Source organism: Halobacillus karajensis (assembly GCF_900108515.1).
Taxonomy (GTDB): Bacteria; Bacillota; Bacilli; order Bacillales; family Halobacillaceae; genus Halobacillus; species Halobacillus karajensis.
Genome location: NZ_FNWW01000001.1, coordinates 849,931 through 869,040, shown reverse-complemented (window position 1 = coordinate 869,040; position 19,110 = coordinate 849,931). Strand labels below are relative to the sequence as shown.

Sequence of the window (19,110 nt, the reverse complement as noted above, 5' to 3'; positions counted from 1 at the left end):
GTTCTTATGCCTTTTAAAACAGGGGATAGACGCTTTTGTGCTTAAACTATAAAACTGGGGGTCTATCTTTGTGTTCTTTACACGTTGCTTGTTGTAAACGCTATTAGTTACAATTTTCTTAACAATTAAAAACATTAATACTTCCATTCCGCCTAAAGAACCCACATGGTGAATCAATAGGAGAATGATGAAAGGGTGTGGTGATCTTGGAAGCCATCAGTAAGAACTTCTTCTTATACCTTTCCAACAATAAGTTGTTAGATCGCTTTGCTAAGCGCTTTGGCAGTAATTTTGGGGCTGACAAGATAGTAGGGGGAGAAACGTTCTCCCAGGCAATTCCATTAATACAGCAATTGAACTATGAGGGTTTGGTCGTTACTGTCGACCACTTAGGTGAGTTTGTCGACTCTGAAGAGGAATCCAGAGACCGTGCTGGTGAATGTATCCGCTGTATTCAACAAATCGCGAGTAACCAGCTGCAGTCGGAAGTATCTCTCAAACTGACATCTCTTGGACTGGACATCAGCCATGAGCTTGTTATGGAGAATATGGAACTTATTTTGAAAGAAGCCCAAAAGTACAACGTTACGATCACTATTGATATGGAAGACTCGTCACGTTGCGGGGCCACATTAGAAATTTATAAAGAACTGAAGAAAGACTATCCAAATTTGGGGACCGTCGTTCAATCATATTTGTACCGGTCTAATGAAGACCTTGATGACCTGAATGACTATCAACCCTACTTACGTCTTGTGAAAGGGGCGTATAAGGAGTCTGGAAAAGTCGCTTTTCCTGAGAAAAAGCTTGTCGATGATAACTTGAAGCATCTCATCAAGAAAAATTTGCTTAACGGAAACTATACAGCTATTGCAAGCCATGATGATGCAATCATCGATTATACGAAGCAGCTCGTGAAAGAGCACAACATTCCTAAAGAGCGATTTGAATTTCAAATGCTTTATGGCATGAGAAATCAGCTGCAGAAAGACCTCCTTCAAGAGGGATACACGGTTAGAGTCTATCTTCCTTATGGGGAAGATTGGTATGGCTACTTCATGAGGAGACTTGCGGAGAGACCAGCGAACATTGCCTTTGCGTTAAAAGGTGTTTTCAGTAAATAAAAACTTCTATTTATCCAGAAAGGGGAATTTTATCATGGTACAGCCTTATAAACACGAACCATTCACAGATTTTACAATGGAGGAAAATAAGAAAGCGTTCGAAGAAGCATTAGCGCAAGTAAAAGAGGAGCTAGGGCAGCATCATGATCTTCTGATTGATGGAGAGCGTATCCGTACAGGTCAAACGATTACTTCCACAAACCCTGCTAATACGAAGCAGGTCGTGGGTACCGTTTCGAAAGCAAATGAAGAACTGGCAGAAAAAGCGGTTCAATCGGCCGCCAACGCCTTTGAAGATTGGAGAAAGTGGGACCCACGTGCCCGCGCTGAACTTCTTTTCCGTGCTGCACACATCATCCGCCGCCGCAAGCATGAATTCTCTGCTTATCTTGTTTATGAAGTAGGGAAACCTTGGAAAGAAGCTGATGCTGACACAGCAGAAGCTATTGACTTCCTTGAGTATTACGGGCGTCAGATGATTGAATTGAAAGAAGGTAAGCCTATAGAAAGCCGTCCAGGTGAACAAAACCGCTATATTTACACACCAACTGGTGTCGCAGTGGTCATTCCACCATGGAACCTTGCTTTTGCCATTATGGCCGGTACGACTGTTGCTCCACTTGTAACAGGAAGTACGGTTGTCATGAAGCCTGCCAGTAACAGCCCTGTCATTGCGGCGAAATTCGTTGAGGTACTTGAAGAAGCTGGCCTTCCGAAAGGTGTCTTGAATTATGTTCCAGGAAGCGGTGGAGAAGTTGGAGATTATCTCGTCGATCATCCGAAAACAGCACTAATCTCCTTTACAGGATCACGGGATATCGGAACACGTATCATCAAGCGTGCAGCAGAAATTCAAGAAGGTCAGAATCATTTGAAGCAGGTCATTGCTGAAATGGGCGGGAAGGATACGGTTGTCGTCGATAAAGAAGCAAACATTGAAACAGCCGTCGATGCCATCATTGTTTCTGCTTTCGGATTCTCCGGCCAAAAATGTTCCTCTGGATCACGTGCTGTTGTTCACGAAGACGTCTATGACGAAGTATTAGAAAAAGTTAAAGAACGTGCCGAACAGTTGACTGTAGGGAACGCCTCCGAAGAAAACGTCTATATGGGTCCTGTCGTTGACCAGGGGGCTTATGATAAGATCATGAGTTATATTGAAGTTGGTAAGGAAGAAGGACGCCTCGTTACAGGTGGTAAAGGGGACGATTCAAAAGGATATTTCATCGAACCAACTGTTTTTGCAGATCTTGATCCAGAATCCCGTATGCAGCAGGAAGAGATTTTCGGTCCAGTGGTCTGCTTTACAAAAGCGAAGAATTTCGATGAAGCGATCGACATCGCCAATAATACGGAATACGGTCTGACAGGTGCTGTCATTTCAGATAACCGTCAACACCTTGAAAAAGCGAAATATGATTTTCATGTTGGTAACTTGTACTTCAATCGTAACTGTACAGGAGCCATTGTCGGCTACCAGCCATTTGGCGGATTTAAGATGTCCGGTACAGATTCTAAAGCAGGAGGACCAGACTATCTGGCTTTGCATATGCAAGCGAAAACAATCTCTGAAATGTTTTAATTAAAACCTGAGGCTCTCCCAAACTTGGGAGAGCCTTTTAAAATGGTTCGCTTATTGGATATAAGCCCTCTGATGAGAAATATTTAGGAGGTGTCCCTTATTCGGTGGGTCCATTATTTTGCCTTCACTAGTCACTCCATATTGCGGATAGATCCTGTTGGTCCGTTATTTTTCAAAGAAACCATTCCCTTGGAAAGGGGAATGAAGATTTAAAAATATTTCTTTTTCTTTCCATACACAACCTATATAATGGAGGGTACAAAGCATGACATTCAACCTACTTGGAAAGGTCAGGATCCCTATGGAAGTTAAAGAATTAATTCTTCAGGCAGAAGATATCCATAAAGCAACAGAGCTGATCAGTTCCAAATTAAATAAGCCAGTCATCATTGAAAATAAAAATTTCGAACTGATTTCCTATAGTTCTACTTCTGATAATTTCGATCAGACACAGCAAAAGACTATCCTTTCGAAGAAATGTCCGATTTTTATTCTGGATCGCCTAAAGAAGGAGGGCATCGTTACACGCTTGGAGGAACAGGCTGACCCTATTCGGGTAAACCCGATGGAAGATCTGGGTTTTCAACAACGTGTCGTCATCGCTGCCAATCATCTCGGCCATACAATGGGTTATGTTTGGGTGCAGGAATCGGATCAATTGCTCGAAGAGGATGAAATGGAATTCTTACAGGAAATAACGCCCCATATAGGTAAACTGATCTATGATCAGTTTATGAGAGTAAATGCTAAAGAAGGCCGTAAAGAAGAATTGCTGTGGCAGCTTCTACATCACGAGTATACAAGTGAAAGTCAGTTCCGTCATGATGCTTCACTGGCTAAGCTTCAAATCCCGGACCGTTTCTCTGTAGTAGTATTTTCCGTAACTGCGCCACAGTATAAATACATGCTTGATGACTTGGCAAATACGGTGGAGCGTTTCCGTAAAACCCGACATCTTTACTATTTGAAAACGGAATTCCAAATCATCATGATGATTGAGGGAAGGCCCTCTGACCGCTTTTCATCAAGGGACATTGCCCGAGACTTAATTGATGAAGTAAAATTCGCAACAGGGGAAGAACATTTTTACAACTTCCTTATAGGGGTTGGGAAAGAATATACAAAGCTCTACTACATGCGGAAGAGCTTTCTGGAGGCGCTTGAAGTTATCGAAACAGCCAACTTTGTCGGACCGCGTCCCGAAACAATGCCGCGGGAATTCTCGAAGCTTGGGCTTTACCGCTATTTAGCCGCCTTGTATGAAAAGAACAGTTCAGAGGATTACTACAGTGAAGATTTGCTGACATTAATTAAGAATGATACAAGGAAACAGACCGAACTGCTCTTTACCCTAGAAGCATATTTGGCCAACAATGGGAAAGGGAAGCAGACCGCTAAGGAGCTGTTCATTCATCCGAACACACTGAACTATCGGATTAAACAAATCCAGGAGATGACCAACATCGATTTCACTGATTTCAATATGAAAGCTTATTTATATACCGAGTTGTTACTGTTAAATAATGTTGAAAGTTATTATGAACGCTATAAAAAAGCGATACAAAAATAAATGGAGGGGGCTCTCATATGCCCCCTCCATTCATTTATCCACTCAGGGATCGACAGCCTGACTTGTGCCCTTTTGTGCATGAAGGATCCATTTCTGATTTTAAGGGGGAGCTCATCCCAATGCAAGAGCGACGCTGAAGGTTGAAATAAGGTAGTGAAAAGGAGATGGTGGTTAATGGTAGACGAAAGAAAACTGATCCAGCAGCATCTAGCTAATGAACGTACATATTTAGCCTGGATTCGGACGAGTGTTGCCCTGGTAGGGGTGGGGTTTTTAGCCACGACCGTCCATTTTTCTGCCCTCCCTCAAGAAGGGCAACTTGCAGATGCTCTGGCGATGCTTGTTAGTATTTCTTCTCTGTTTCTCGGTTTGATGACAATTATCGGTGCTACCGTGAACTATTATCATACGAGAAGGAATATCAATGAAAATAGGTTTGTTTCTTCCCATCGGATCATTGTTTATATGACATCTGTGGCCTTTTTATTGTTTTTATTAGTAACGGTCTATTTAATGTTCATTTAACTACACACAGTCTCAATTCTGATATAGATCCTCTTTCCAGAAGGACTAAGATTCAAGATAATTGGGTTCCGTTATGATTTACAGCGTTTGTAAAGTCCAGGAAATCCCCGGCTTTCTGTTCCCACACGATGTAGGGCTTTCGATTATTGGCATAAGGCCGCGGAATCTCCTCATCTATACAAGTATTGAGATCGATTCTTTTACCTCTTGCCCTATAGTTGAATTAAGCTAAAAAATCCTCGCTGACATTATAGGTCAGCGAGGATTTTTTTAGATTCGTATTGAATAGGGCTCATTCAGCTTGAGGATGGTTAGGATCAGGCGTTGCTGAGTTCCCCTTCATCAGGGCGAGATTTATTAATGAAGAAGGCCATCACGAAGCCGACAACAGCAAAGATCCCTGCCACAACAAAGGATATATTAACTCCGTGAATGAGACCTTTCACCCCTTCATCAGGGATCGTTTGGCTTGTCATGACGGAAACTAGCATAGCTGTTCCTACAGCTCCGGATACCTGGCGCATCGTATTGTTCATGGCTGTCCCATGCGGCATTAAATGCTGGGGCAGCTGATTTAAACCGGCTGTTGTCACAGGCATCATGACCATGGAGATACCGAACATACGCACACAATTGACAAGTGCCAAATATAAGAATGTCGTCGACGGACCCAGGGTCGTGAACATGAACGTAGATATGACCAGTAAACCGAGACCTATGACCGCAAGCCAGCGTGCCCCAAACCTGTCGAACAATCGACCTGTGATCGGGTTCATAATCCCCATCAGCAGGGCACCCGGTAACAGCATTAATCCTGATTCAAAGGCTGTAAACCCAAGCATATCCTGCATCAATATCGGTAAAATCACCGCACCGCCAATCATAGAGATGAAGACAATCATCCCTAGAATAGTGGTGAGTGTAAAAATCTTATATTTGAAGATGCGGAATTCCAAAATAGGGTTCTCTAACTTCATTTGTCTTGTGATGAAGAGGGTTAGTGTGACTGCTCCGACAGCAAGGGATATTAAAACTTCGTTACTGAAGAAGCTTGCACTCCCTGCGACACTAAATCCATACAAAATTCCTCCAAACCCAAATGTAGAGAGGATGATGGAAATTGGATCGACTTTGGGGAATGTCTGTTTCGTTACATTCTTCAGGATAAAGTAAGCGACGATGATATCTGCAATGGCAATCGGGAGAATGACGAAAAACAAACTTCTCCATGGAAATTGTTCAACAAGCCATCCAGACAATGTTGGACCGATCGCTGGTGCGAATGCAATGACAAGTCCGAACATTCCCATGGCGGATCCCCTTTTTTCAATAGGGAAAACGAGAAACAGAATCGTCTGCATTAATGGAAGAATGATCCCGGCTCCAGATGCTTGAAGGACCCTTCCTGCTAAAAGAATTGGGAAGTTAGGGGCTAGCCCACAAACAAGCGTACCGGCAGCAAAAAGGCCTACAGCTGTCATGAAAAGCCCTCTCGTTGTAAATCGTTCAATCAAAAAGGCGGTAATTGGAATCATAATCCCGTTAACCAACATAAAAATGGACTGCAGCCACTGAGCTGTATTGGCATCCAATTGGAGGTCTGCCATGATGTGTGGCAAAGCTGTGGCAAGCAGTGTCTGATTTAATATGGCGACAAAAGCGCCAGAAATGAGAACAATCATCAAAGGAACGCGGTTAATTTCTTGTGATGACATTGATAAAACCTTCTTTCTAAATTACTTAGGCAACTAATCAATCATCATACCATAAGAAAGAGGTGATGTTCAGTATATTGCCTTATAATTTCTTAAAAAGTTTAGGTGTCTAAACTAATGAAAGGGGTCCCGTCATCAGAGCACAGTAAAAGCCTGGGCTTGAGAAGCACGCAGGCTTTTAATTAGGTTGCTTTATTTTTTCCAAAGTAAAACAATCCGAAGAAAATCCCAAGTGCTGTCATAGCCAATGCGATAATGAGGGTCGGCCAAGGTCCAAACTGGGCAATAAATGGAACAGATAAGGCAGTGACAAATCCGCCGCCAAGGAACGGTTCGTAGAAAAGCTGTTTGTATCCAAAGGCCTCAAAGGCTGGTGATTCATTATCAGGGTCAACCACACGCATAAGCAGCAAACCTGTGGCTGTTACACCCATGGATTGCCCGAAGTCACCGATTCCGCGCTCGAACCAATATTGCGGAATAAATCTTGGAGCAAGCACAAGAAAACCGAACAAGTTCCAGGCAATCCCGGCAGACGCTAAAATGAGGAAAGGAACGAGATATTCGCCGATTACATCCAAGGAAACCGACGCGATCGCTGTTAAAATTAAGACATCGAGTGCAAGTCCCTGAATTCTATTGATCATTCTCCGGTCCACCAGGTTGTACTTGTCTTTTTTGCTGAAGAAGACCTGCAGTATGATCCCTCCGATCATGGCTAGCGGGAACAGTGGAATGTAGCCCATAAAGTCAGAACCGATGGTGATGGTTTCCAAACTAATTAATCCTTGCAATAGCAGCCATCCTAATAAAATAGCAATCATGACGATAGCCAGGTGGAAAGACAGGGGCTCAATCGATTCCGGTCTCAGTGTCATTTTCCCTGCGGGTTCACGGTTTTGGTACTCCATCACTCCGCGTTTTCTCAAGTTAGAGAAGTCTTCTACATCTTCGATGACCTTTGTTTTTTTATTACGGACTCCCCAATTAATAAGGATAATTCCGAAGATGACACCTGAAAGTACCCCGATGGTTGCAAGGCCGATGGCTAAATCAAAAGCCTCGGTGAATCCAAGCTCTTCAAACGTGCTCGCCATTCCGGCTGCAGTCCCGTGTCCGCCTTCAAAGGCAACTTCAATTAAAGCGCCTGACATAGCGGGGAGGTCAAAAAAGGGGACCAAAACAAGGACAGCCAAGCCAATCCCGACAACATACTGCCCCCAGCCTACAGACCATCCGAGCGCCAGCTGAGGACCTGCATAAGTCCAAATATCTTTCAGTCTTGGGATGGTGGAACCAAGGAACAGGGCAGCGAATACTACATTAATCATTAATCCAGGGAGGGCTGACCATACCTCCATGATAGAATCGGTCATGATTCCGTTGGAGAAGAAGTTGTCTTCCGGCATGAATTTCCCGAGCACCTGTGGCCCCAGTAGTAAAGCGATAAATCCTCCAATAATAGAGGATGGTAAAAATAGGTTTTGCAGCAATGACCAATTGACACGGATAATTTTACCGATCAAAAGGAAGACACCGATATAAAGCAGCGCAAAGCCGATTTCATTCGGAGTCATACGATCACCTCTTTCTCACAAGGTTATTATTTCCCATACGGGTGGTTTTAACATTTACTAACTTTTCCCTGGCCTTTGTTCTTTTAAAACGTGTTTTTAAATAAAATTCTCTATGGGAATAATCTAGGAAATGAAAGAACCCCCGCGAAAGTACGCGAGGGTTTTTGGATTATTTGCTATTTTCCGTTTTATTAATAAGGGAGGTTCCGACAAGGTCACCGGTTACATTAAGGGCTGTTGCCCCCATACCAATAAGGACATCCACTGATGCCAGTAAGGCCACAGCTTCCATAGGTAGTCCGACTTGGGAGAATACGGTAGCAATCATAATAATTCCTGCTCCGGGTACTCCTGCTGTTCCGACAGAAGCCAGTGTTCCGACAAGGACGATCTGAAGAATGGACACAAAGCTGAGTGGTTCGCCAATAATATTAGCCGCAAATACTGCCGAAACGGCGATTCGGATAGCGGCTCCATCCATATTGATGGTTGCCCCGAGAGGCAGACTGAATCCATAGAGGCTTTTGTTTAACCCAAGATTCTTCGCTGCATTCAATGTGACAGGGAGGGTCCCTGAACTGCTTTGTGTAACAAAAGCAGTCAACATAGGTGTGCGGGCTTCTTTGAAAAAGGTAGCCGGCTTGATTTTTGAGAAAGATAGGAAGATCAAATATAAAACCAATTGTACGAGTAATCCTACATATAGAACTATAATAAAATTCCCGAGGGATAAGAGTGTATCCGCCCCCTGTGTACCTATGATTTCTGCAATTATTGCAAAAATACCAATCGGCACATACTGAAGAATCCCTTGCATAACCATCAGGGTGGCTTCATTTAAACCGTCAATGACTTTAAATAAGTGGCCGCCAAGGCTTTGATAGGCCTTAGATGATCTCATATATGAAATGGCAATTCCGAAGACGATGGCTGTAAAAACAATGCCTAGCAGGTTCATTTCTGTAAAGGCCGTTAGGATATTTTCTGGCACAATATTAAGCAGGACACTTATTACTCCTGGGTTATCAGGGACATCCACCGTGTCTTCGCCCAGGTTCATTCCTGTGCCCGGGTTAAACAAGGATGCAATGGAAACACCGACAATAATAGCTAAAGCCGAAGTGCCTAAATAGTATAGGAACACTTTTCCTCCCATGCGTCCCAATGTCCCTGGTTTCGTCTGATTAACCCCTACAATTAAGGTAAACAAAATTAATGGAACAATGATAAACTTTAACAAACGGAGCAGCAAGTCACCGAGTGGGGCTAGGACAGCTGCGTCTTGACCGAAGAGAAGCCCCACGATCACACCGAGTAAAAGAGCGATGGTGATTTTGCTAATCAGTGATGTTTGTGTGTACGTTCTCCATATCTTATTCATAAATAAGAACCTCCCTTATCCATTTATATTCAAACGCCATATTGTCGATTGGTTTACTGAGCTTTACTTGGGTAAGATAAGGCATGCATCTAAGAATGTCAACATGACTGCTTACAACAGGAGTTGTGCTTCAAAACAGATCCACGTATTACAAGGGAGGAAAAGGCGGATACAAGGTAAAAAGGAAAAGGATTGTCCCAGTATGAAAAAATTCATGGTTTTATTTGTAGCAATGATGCTTTCGATTCCGAGTTTCGCAAGTGCAAACACAGATGCTAAGAAAGACGAATCAGCACAATTACCAACTGAGAAACAAGTCGAGAAAATGAATAAAGCACTTGATAAAATGGGAGAAAAAGCAAACGAAAAGCTCGAAAAAGGTGAAGAGAATTTTGTTTTGAAAGAAAAGTATGCCAAGGGGAAAAAGGAAGTCGTAGAGTTCGGATTTGAAAGTCAAAATACTACTTCAAGTGTTAATACACAGGAGATGACAGCACTAATTGCATACGCCTAAGCTGCTCCATCAGGATCTAAGGGATTTTACGCTTACGTGAAAAAACATGAAGCTTTTAATTTTGAGCATCGTCTTGCTGGTGAATTCATTTATAGTGGTGGAAAGATCAATGGAGCCACCAAGAATGTGGACATGAGTGGTGCAATGTACAGCGAATCTCATAAAACGTGGATTGATAAATTAGACTCAAGTGTATGGGACGTGCATTCTAACGGAACGTTTAAAGCTTTAAAATATTTTGCCGAGTACAATACTTATATTTCCGTAAGACTACTAGGTAGTTGGGATTACAGAATAACAAGATCATCTATAGGATATTAAAGACTCTTAAAAAGGGTGAGCAATTAGATGCTCATTCTATTTTCATTTTTTTAAAAATATACAAGATACTAATGCATGGAGGTATACATATGTTGACAGTTGATTCCCCTTTTCTTTTTACTCTTTTAATTGTATTTATCGTCGTTTTTGTAATTAATTTTATATCTCAAACATATCTAATGAGAAAGGAAAATTACAAAATACGATGGAAATCTATGTCGATTATTATAGTCCAAACTTTGTTAATCACGTTAATATTGGAGTGGATGTAACGTAAAAGTCCTGTCTTATCAACATGTTATAATGGAATTATGGCTCGGTTTTAAAAAGACATCACCCTTACGATTCCGCCAAATCAGTGCAAGGGTGACTACATGAGGGAGGGTCTAGTACCTCCCTTTTTAAAGATACCAATAACAACAGTTCAATGATAAGAACGAACACGTTCAAATAGTGCTTATCCAATATACCGCCTTATCATTTGATTATCCATCAAATGATAGGGTCTGACTCTAAAAAATCCGATACTCTCACATTTAACGGAGGGGGAAGGTTGAGGGAAGTTGAAGAGCAAATCGCTATAAAAAAACACCGGGCGGCCAAGCCTGGTGTTTTTTGTACCCCAAATGATTAGCTAGTCATCGGGGCACATCGTTGATTTTGGCCACTTAATGGGTTCAATAGTCCACTTTTGTTCATTTCTTTCAAAAATCATAAAGTTGTATTAAAGTATTTCTAAGAAAAAGTAACGTGCCACCCGTGAATAAATACCTAATTAATAATAAAGCCTGGTGATAAGAATGATAAAGGGTAAGACTGGATCCTTCACCAAACGAAACACTCTTGTCTAAACGTGCAACTAAAGAAAAGAAGATGCTTGATTTAACTCTCATGCAAAGAGAAGGGTTCTAGAAATCCAATTCCTTGAAAAAATGAAGCTATTGTGGCAATCCATGATTTTATACCCTCCTTGCCATGGTTCATTTATAAATATACCCAAGCCAAGATCCATCTGGTGATTATGGCATGGTTTAGGAAACATCTAGAAAAATGGGGGACGAAGGGACCATCCTTTTCAAACTCATGAATAACTAACCTTCATTCGAACAAAATAACCATGTAAGACAAATATGTTTTACATGAGGTGATTAGGATGGGCAAAAAGGAAAAGAAGCCGGATCGCCAGTTTAAAGAAAGAAAGAGTCATGGCGAGCACCGGAACGGCCGAAAAGCTCAATTCAAAAACCACAGTACTCATTTCGGAGAAGTTCCAAATGAGTACGTTGATCGTGAGCGTTTAGGTTATAACGCTGACGCTTAACAAAGAAAGTCCCTGTACGGCCAAAAGCCGTGCGGGGTTTATTTATTTATCAAACCTATTAAGGGGTGCCTCCTTTAAGTCGATATAACTAGAAGAGATATTGAACTTAAGGGGGAAGAAAATGGGACTATTGATGACAAAGAAAAAAAATATCAACGCACCACTTGGAGAAGGGTTTGACGGAATCATTGATGTACCTTCTGATTCTGATTTACATACACAATTTGAAATGATTCATCTGACAAGGGAAGATTTAGCAGTATTACTGGCCTTGAAGCCCATCGTTAGTGAGCATATTGATGAACTTGTGACCCAGTTTTATAGAAACCTTGAAAATGAACCATCCTTGAAGCAGATAATTAAGGACAATAGTTCAGTCGACCGCTTGAAACAGACCCTTATTGTCCACATACAGGAAATGTTTAAGGGGATTATTGATAGGAAGTTTATTGAAAAAAGAAAGCGAATTGCGACTGTTCATTTAAAAATAGGATTGGATCCGAAATGGTATATGTGCGCGTTCCAGGATCTTCTGGTATCCTTTCTTACTATTTACGAAGGGATGCTCCCGGGACATCACTTCGTTCAAGCGGTACGGGCCACAACTAAAATTTTGAACATTGAACAACAGATTGTTCTTGACGAGTTTCAGCAGAAAGCGGAAGAGTTACGTCAAATGGAGATAGAAAAAAGAGAAGAGGCTTATCGTCGAGTGGATCAGATGTCCGAAGAAGTGGCGGCTGTATCTCAACAGGCAAGCGCTTCAACAGAACAGCTCACTGAACAGACCACTAAAATGGTGGGTGATTCTAAAAAAGGAGCCAAGGTCGCTCAGCAAGTAGAACAACAGTCCATGGACGGGAAAGAGCGGTTGGAAATTCAACAACAGCAAATGATCAAAATCCAGAAAAACATCAATGAAATTTCCGGAGATATGGAAAAGTTGAAGCATGTCGCTGAAGAAATAAGTAAAATCGTAACCATCGTCTCTTCCATTGCTGAACAAACGAACCTGTTATCATTGAATGCTTCCATTGAAGCAGCTCGAGCAGGTGAGCATGGAGCAGGATTTACCGTGGTTGCCAATGAAGTCCGTAAACTTTCGGAGCAGACGCAATACTCTGTGGCTGAAGTATCGGATTTAATCTCTACAACAAGTGGACAGATTCACAATGTATCCAGCAATGTCGTGGATATTAATAAAATGATTTCTGAGGGAGCAGACAGTATGGAACAGATCAATCAATTCTTTACAGAAATAGTCTCAGCTATGGGGAAGAATAAGTCCTACAACGCAGGCATAGAAGCAGAGCTTGAGCAGTTTGCTCAAGTCATCGAGGAAATTAATGGTGCCGTATATAAAGTATCGGCTTCTTCTCAACAACTGACAGAATTAATAGAGTAAGTACGGTTGGATGATGATTTGTCTTCAGAGAATAATTCAACTAATGGCAGTTATCTGGAAGATTTGATACGAGGAATTTAATGAAAGTGAGGCTAGGGAAAGCAAGTGATTTCCCAGACCTCCAAACGCTGTTCAGTATAATGGAAATACCCTGAATATCTCGAAAATTAAGTGCTCTAGAAGGACAAAAAAGATCACTTTCCGTTTACTAACCATTCTTTTAAGAGGGTCGCATGGTTGTGCTGCTTGTCCTTTGCGCCATAGAAAAGGATCACAAGGTTCTCTTGAGCGATCTCTTTTAATTCCATTTTCTTATCCTTGGCCGTATTAGAGTTGTTCAGTTCCTTTTTATATTTCTCCTCGAATTCTTGGAATTTATCAGGATCGTGATTAAACCATTTACGAAGCTCGGAGCTTGGAGATAGAACTTTTGCCCAATCATCCAGCTGGGCTTTCTCTTTGGAAATACCCCTTGGCCATACCCGGTCAATGAGAACTCTGTAGCCGCTGGTTTTTTCCTTCTCCTCGTAGATTCTTTTTAAAACAATCGACACTAGGAAACCCTCCTGATTGATATGTAAAAGCAGAGACAAAAATAAGGAAGCCCGGCATGTATGTACACCGAGCTTCTCTCTATCCAGCGCCAATCCCGCGAGGTTTGAAGCTTGTCGGGGGGAGCAAGACGCCCGGGTCTATTGTTATTTAGCGTTGTGGATTTACTTCTACGACTTTCTCATCAGAGGATGGTGTGGTTGTTTCATCCTGGGAACCTTCGTCGGAAAGTTCGTCCTTCACTTCTTTCGCTTTATCACCGGCCTCCTGCAAATCTTCACCGGCATCTTTTGCGGTATTTACAATTTCTTCAGATTCTTCTTTGATATCTTTTGCCTTTTCAGCTATTTCTTTTCCTTGATTGTTGAAAACGTCTTGGACGGTTGCGGCAGTTTCACTTACGATATTGACCACATTGCGTGCACGTGTAACAAGATCATCTTTCTTAGCTGATGGGTTCTCTTTCACTTCAGATGCATAATCAGAAACCGCGTCCTTTGTTGAACGTGTTCCTTCCTTCAGGCGTTTTCTTTCTCTTGGATCTTTAATCAGGATAAACGCCCCCCCGATCAAAGCTCCGGTAAGAATAGCGATAGGCAGTTTTTTGTTTCCTCTTTTTTTCGGTGTTTGCTGCTGATTAATGTTTTGGTTTTCCATTATAATGTGCCCCTTTCAGTCATAAGGTTTTTTTGCGCTTCTAAACGCATTTTTTCTTTCGTAGCTTGAATATCTTTATACTGATTTCTACCTGTATGGTAAAATCCCTCTTTTTTTAGGTTATCCTTAATTCTTGAAACGGATGGTCCTCTGATCCAGACTCTTAAACACATACCACTCCCTATGCCGGCAAGGAGACCGATGACCCACTCTAAGTCCTTCATGAGGAGGTTGTACTTTCTAGCTGAGCGGCTTTCAATTCTTTTCGTTTTTGTGAAAAATAATATGTTAGAGCAAGGGCTCCATAAAGGCCGCGCCAGCCTTCTTGATTAATTTTTTGTTCTCCTTCATGTGTCGTTTGCTTAAGTGAGTAGGTCATATCGACAAGAGAAGATGTCAGTTTTCTTGAAGATTCACCAATATCGCCGACAATGTAGAAAAGTGGGCTGAGTGCCCGAATTTTTTCATTGACATCTGCAAGTGTATCATTACTGTGATGGAGCACACCGGTCGTCTCCTTCATGACAGAGTCCAGCTGTTCAGGCAGTTGGTCCACTGTCTTTCTGACGCCATTGAGTACACCTGCTAAATTGTTCAGTGCTTTAATAAGAAAAATGGATACAATCGCAAATGTAATACCTATGATCAAAACACCAATTCCTAAATAATCCACGTGGAATCCCTCTCTTTCTTAATATACTTTTTTCCTTTTCCATTTTAGATAAAGTTCGATAGCTGCATCGCCCCACCGCATGGCCTTTACGACTTTTTCGTCTTGTTCATGAGAGGCATGGGCAACGCTCTCGGATACCCCTTGGATCGATTGATTGACATGTCCAACTGTTGTACCGACGTTATTGAGGGTGTCCATAAGCCCATCGATGGTTTTCGTTTTTGTCTCAATGTCTGAGGCAATGTGATTCGTTTTCTTTAGTAAACTTTCTGATTCTGTTGTGATACCTTGCATTTGCCCTTCTACTTTTTCTAATGTTTGAGAAACGCTTGCCATTGTACTGGAGGCAGCTTTCAACGTTTTTACAACATAGATGGCAATAAAGACAAAAGCAATGGCGATAATGAGTAGACTGATACCCGCTAATGACATACTGTTCACCTCTCTGTATGTGTTTAGAAACAATATGAATTTGTAAGGGAATAAAAAGCCTGCGGAAATAGGATTTCCCTCGTTTTACATTGGCTTTTTATAAGGGGACGTGCATACACTTTTCATTCTTTTAAAATCTATACCACTAATCTATTTCAATGAAACCCCCTATGTCCTAGAAATTCATGTGGGCGATCGCCACTATTTTCTTCATGCCAGAGTTGAATGGAGGGAATGTGCTCGTTTTCATCGATCTTCAATATAGAGAGCCTTTATAGCCGAAAATAGGAAGGGTCAGACAGACGACCAATGTTCCTCCATTCGCCCTTAAATCTACTAAAACGTTGCAGAACCAGATCTACAAAAACACTAGCTGTATTATAGGAGTTTCATGCAAAATAGCCAAATAAGAGTCTTTTATTAAGGGGGATTTTTCCAGGTCATAAATGGAGCTCGTCCACTTATGCAAACGCTTACTTATAAACATTTATATAAAGGTAAGTGAAAATAATGGAAATGTATAAAAAATCGTCATCATTCGACAAAACTTTTCAGAAAATTTTTATAAATATCAATTGTAAAAGAGGATTCCTGATTTTATTATAAATATAAGTGAAAAATTAACCGCTGTTTTTTTGGTAGCTGATCATCTATGAAACCAAAACAATATGAAGTGAAGAGGAGTGATGGTGTGATCCAAGATACAACTTTAGAGCATGATATCTATTTATTCCATGAAGGAAATCTCCGCTACAGCTATAAGCTGCTCGGGGCTCACCCGGACGTTCGAAATGGAGAAGAGGGAATACGCTTCGCCGTCTGGGCTCCGAACGCCGTTCAAGTTAGTGTTGTCGGCATGTTCAACGAATGGAACGGAAGAGAAAATCCAATGGAAAAAATCAATGATAACGGAATTTGGGTCGCCTTCATTCCAGGTCTTGAAAAAGGGACAATTTACAAATATGAGATTTTAACCCGTCATGGTCACTTGCAGCTGAAAGCCGATCCTTATGCTTTTTCCAGTGAACTCCGACCGAATACAGCCTCTGTCGTTTTTCCGCTCAACGATTACATATGGGGGGATGAAGAGTGGATGAAGCAGCGTAAAGCGAAGAATCCCTATGAATCCCCTATGTCTATCTATGAACTCCACCTTGGCTCATGGAAGAATGTGGAGCCGGAAGTCTTTTATAACTTCAGGGATTATGCCGAAATGGTGATTCCTTATGTGAAAGAGCTTGGATATACCCACATTGAGCTCCTCCCGTTGACAGAACATCCTTTTGACCGGTCATGGGGCTATCAGGCCACAGGGTATTATTCTGTCACCTCCCGTTATGGAACTCCGAATGATTTTAAATATTTTGTCGACCAGTGTCATAAATCTGGGATCGGTGTCATATTAGATTGGGTTCCGGGTCATTTTTGTAAAGATGCGCATGGATTACGTCGTTTTGATGGGGAAGCTCTCTATGAATATGCCAATCCTGCTAAAGCAGAAAAAACGCAATGGGGAACACTCACGTTCGACTTTGCGCGAAACGAAGTGCAGAGCTTCCTTATTTCTAATGCGATTTACTGGCTGAAGGAGTACCATCTCGATGGTCTGCGTGTAGATGCTGTCGCTAGCATGCTGTACTTGGATTTCGGTAAAGAAGATGGAGAATGGGAGTTAAATGAATATGGGGGGCGTGAAAATTTGGAAGCAGTCTCCTTTATAAAAAAAATGAATGAATCCGTATTTGAAGAAACCCCTGATGTACTCATGATGGCGGAGGAATCCACATCGTGGCCGCTCGTCAGCGCACCGACCTATATCGGCGGTCTGGGATTTAATTATAAATGGAACATGGGATGGATGAACGACATGCTCAAGTATATGGAGATGGATCCTGTTCATAGGAAATATCATCACAACTTGATTACATTTTCTTTGTTCTACGCCTTTTCCGAAAACTTCGTATTACCGATTTCCCATGATGAAGTCGTCCATGGCAAGAAATCGCTATTAAATAAAATGCCGGGGGATTATTGGCAGAAATTCGCTAATCTGCGTGCTTTTCTGGCTTATATGTATGCCCACCCCGGGAAGAAGCTTTTATTCATGGGAGGTGAATTCGGACAGTTTGATGAGTGGAAGGATTTAGAGGATCTGGATTGGGAGTTGCTGGACTATGATTCCCACGCCTCCATTTTGGATTATACGAAACAACTACAACAACTGTATCAGGACATGCCGGCACTGTGGGAGCTCGACCATAAGGAAGAAGGTTTTATGTGGATTGATGCCAACAACTACGAACAAAGTGTAATCTCATTTGCCCGCAACAGCCGTACAACTAATGATCAACTCGTGGTTGTATGCAACTTCACTCCGGAAGTTTACCACGATTACAAAGTAGGAGTACCGAAACACGGCACATATAAAGAAATTTTTTCGAGCGATGCGGAATATTTCGGAGGTTCTGGGCAAACGAATGGTTTGCCATTAGAGAGCATCCCTTCCCCATGGCAAGGACAGGATCAACATATTACCATGACGATTCCCCCGCTCGGTGTGAGCTTCTTGAAAAGAACTTCAGTATCCAAGGAGGAAGATCATGAAAAATAAAGAATGTGTAGCGATGCTTCTGGCTGGCGGCCAAGGAACCAGACTGAAGTCACTAACTAAACAAATAGCCAAGCCTGCAGTTTACTTTGGAGGAAAATATAGAATTATTGACTTTCCATTAAGTAATTGTACGAATTCAGGGATAGACACAGTCGGCGTCCTTACCCAATATGAACCTTTAATTTTAAATGACTACATTGGAATTGGAGATACTTGGGATCTGGATCGAAAATATGGAGGCGTCTCTGTACTGCCGCCATTTATGGAGGCAGAAGGTGGTGGGTGGTATACAGGTACCGCCAATGCGATCTACCGTAACTTGAAGTTCCTGAATCAATATGACCCTGAACATGTGCTTGTCCTCTCCGGTGACCATATTTACAAAATGGATTACAATGCAATGCTTGATTACCATAAAGGAACAGGTGCAGATGCGACGATCTCCGTCATTGAAGTGCCGTGGGTAGAAGCGAATCGGTTCGGAATTATGAACACAGACGAGGAAGGAAGAATTACTGAATTTGATGAGAAACCTGACAATCCGAAGAGTAACCTGGCATCTATGGGTGTTTACATTTTCCGTTGGGACGTATTGAAGCAATATTTGCTTGAGGATGCGGAAAAAGAAAACTCCTCCCATGATTTCGGGAAGGACATTATTCCCTCTCTTCTTTACGATTATAAAAAGTTAATGGCTTATACATTTGAAGGCTACTGGAAGGATGTAGGGACGGTCGACAGCCTTTGGGAAGCGAATATGGATCTATTGAAAAAAGATCCTGAGCTGGACTTAAACGACCAAAGGTGGCGGATTTATTCGAAGAATCCCAATCAGCCTCCGCAATATATCGCTCCCACGGCTCATGTCCGAAATGCATTGATTAATGAGGGATGCCGAGTATATGGAACCGTGGATACCTCCATTATTTTTTACGGAGTGCACATTTGTGAGTCCTCCATTGTTAAAGACAGTGTCATCATGCCGGATGTAAAAATTGGAAAGAATGTGAAAATTAACCGTGCTATCGTCTCAAAAGGCAGTGTGATCGAAGATGGTGCCGTCATCGGTGATCCATCACCAGACAGCGAAATTACACTCGTGGCAGATGAAGGAAGTGTTCTTGCCGCAAGTCTAGCAACTCATACGTAA

The 19,110-nt window shown here is 42.0% G+C and carries 17 protein-coding genes; 10 read left to right on the top strand and 7 right to left on the bottom strand.

What is annotated here, in order from left to right; translation table 11 throughout:
* The first annotated feature begins 206 nt into the window (after nucleotides 1-206).
* From BLW54_RS04000 to BLW54_RS03985, 4 genes are all read left to right on the top strand, one after another.
* Complete coding sequence (locus tag BLW54_RS04000) at nucleotides 207-1,124, top strand: proline dehydrogenase family protein (protein ID WP_035507764.1); 918 nt, start codon at nucleotides 207-209, stop codon at nucleotides 1,122-1,124.
* Nucleotides 1,125-1,158: 34 nt separating this feature from the next.
* The gene (gene pruA, locus BLW54_RS03995) at nucleotides 1,159-2,706 is read left to right on the top strand and encodes an L-glutamate gamma-semialdehyde dehydrogenase (protein ID WP_035507114.1); all 1,548 of its coding nucleotides are present in this window, start codon (nucleotides 1,159-1,161) and stop codon (nucleotides 2,704-2,706) included.
* Between the two features lie 265 nt (nucleotides 2,707-2,971).
* A complete protein-coding gene (locus BLW54_RS03990) occupies nucleotides 2,972-4,276 on the top strand; it encodes a PucR family transcriptional regulator (RefSeq protein WP_081866961.1) in 1,305 nt (434 codons plus the stop codon).
* 174 nt (nucleotides 4,277-4,450) lie between these two features.
* Nucleotides 4,451-4,801 (top strand): YidH family protein, encoded by a 351-nt coding sequence (locus tag BLW54_RS03985; RefSeq protein WP_035507113.1) that lies wholly within the window; start codon nucleotides 4,451-4,453, stop codon nucleotides 4,799-4,801.
* A gap of 317 nt (nucleotides 4,802-5,118) precedes the next feature.
* On the opposite strand, the gene BLW54_RS03980 is transcribed toward BLW54_RS03985, so the two are convergent.
* From BLW54_RS03980 to BLW54_RS03970, 3 genes are all read right to left on the bottom strand, one after another.
* Nucleotides 5,119-6,516, bottom strand: a complete 1,398-nt coding sequence (locus BLW54_RS03980; RefSeq protein WP_035507111.1) for a DHA2 family efflux MFS transporter permease subunit — start codon at nucleotides 6,514-6,516, stop codon at nucleotides 5,119-5,121.
* A gap of 182 nt (nucleotides 6,517-6,698) precedes the next feature.
* Entirely contained in the window at nucleotides 6,699-8,093 is a 1,395-nt protein-coding gene (locus BLW54_RS03975; protein WP_074733297.1) for a sodium/glutamate symporter, read from the bottom strand.
* A gap of 169 nt (nucleotides 8,094-8,262) precedes the next feature.
* Entirely contained in the window at nucleotides 8,263-9,474 is a 1,212-nt protein-coding gene (locus tag BLW54_RS03970) for a dicarboxylate/amino acid:cation symporter (protein WP_035507107.1), read from the bottom strand.
* 202 nt (nucleotides 9,475-9,676) lie between these two features.
* Between BLW54_RS03970 and BLW54_RS03965 the strand changes: the two genes are divergently transcribed.
* The 4 genes from BLW54_RS03965 to BLW54_RS03950 all read left to right on the top strand — a co-directional run bounded on the left by BLW54_RS03965 (nucleotide 9,677) and on the right by BLW54_RS03950 (nucleotide 13,035).
* Nucleotides 9,677-9,988 (top strand): hypothetical protein, encoded by a 312-nt coding sequence (locus BLW54_RS03965; RefSeq protein WP_035507106.1) that lies wholly within the window; start codon nucleotides 9,677-9,679, stop codon nucleotides 9,986-9,988.
* Between the two features lie 36 nt (nucleotides 9,989-10,024).
* Nucleotides 10,025-10,309 (top strand): hypothetical protein, encoded by a 285-nt coding sequence (locus BLW54_RS03960; RefSeq protein WP_035507105.1) that lies wholly within the window; start codon nucleotides 10,025-10,027, stop codon nucleotides 10,307-10,309.
* 1,153 nt (nucleotides 10,310-11,462) lie between these two features.
* The gene (locus BLW54_RS20615) at nucleotides 11,463-11,630 is read left to right on the top strand and encodes a hypothetical protein (RefSeq protein ID WP_167358785.1); all 168 of its coding nucleotides are present in this window, start codon (nucleotides 11,463-11,465) and stop codon (nucleotides 11,628-11,630) included.
* Between the two features lie 121 nt (nucleotides 11,631-11,751).
* Nucleotides 11,752-13,035 (top strand): globin-coupled sensor protein, encoded by a 1,284-nt coding sequence (locus BLW54_RS03950; RefSeq protein ID WP_051744051.1) that lies wholly within the window; start codon nucleotides 11,752-11,754, stop codon nucleotides 13,033-13,035.
* 194 nt (nucleotides 13,036-13,229) lie between these two features.
* Here BLW54_RS03950 and BLW54_RS03945 read toward each other — a convergent pair whose 3' ends face one another.
* The 4 genes from BLW54_RS03945 to BLW54_RS03925 form a co-directional block, all read right to left on the bottom strand.
* Nucleotides 13,230-13,589: a DUF488 domain-containing protein gene (locus BLW54_RS03945; RefSeq protein WP_035507100.1), complete on the bottom strand. Its 360-nt coding sequence runs from the start codon at nucleotides 13,587-13,589 to the stop codon at nucleotides 13,230-13,232.
* 148 nt (nucleotides 13,590-13,737) lie between these two features.
* Nucleotides 13,738-14,244 (bottom strand): hypothetical protein, encoded by a 507-nt coding sequence (locus BLW54_RS03940; protein ID WP_035507098.1) that lies wholly within the window; start codon nucleotides 14,242-14,244, stop codon nucleotides 13,738-13,740.
* A 220-nt stretch (nucleotides 14,245-14,464) separates the two neighbouring features.
* Complete coding sequence (locus tag BLW54_RS03930; RefSeq protein WP_035507092.1) at nucleotides 14,465-14,917, bottom strand: DUF948 domain-containing protein; 453 nt, start codon at nucleotides 14,915-14,917, stop codon at nucleotides 14,465-14,467.
* Between the two features lie 18 nt (nucleotides 14,918-14,935).
* A complete protein-coding gene (locus tag BLW54_RS03925) occupies nucleotides 14,936-15,349 on the bottom strand; it encodes a DUF948 domain-containing protein (protein WP_035507090.1) in 414 nt (137 codons plus the stop codon).
* Nucleotides 15,350-16,040: 691 nt separating this feature from the next.
* On the opposite strand from BLW54_RS03925, the gene glgB reads away from it, so the two are divergent.
* Complete coding sequence (gene glgB / locus BLW54_RS03920) at nucleotides 16,041-17,960, top strand: 1,4-alpha-glucan branching protein GlgB (RefSeq protein WP_035507088.1); 1,920 nt, start codon at nucleotides 16,041-16,043, stop codon at nucleotides 17,958-17,960.
* Nucleotides 17,950-19,110, top strand: coding sequence for a glucose-1-phosphate adenylyltransferase (locus BLW54_RS03915; protein WP_035507086.1), 1,161 nt, complete (start codon nucleotides 17,950-17,952; stop codon nucleotides 19,108-19,110). The genes glgB and BLW54_RS03915 overlap by 11 nt, the downstream gene beginning before the upstream one ends.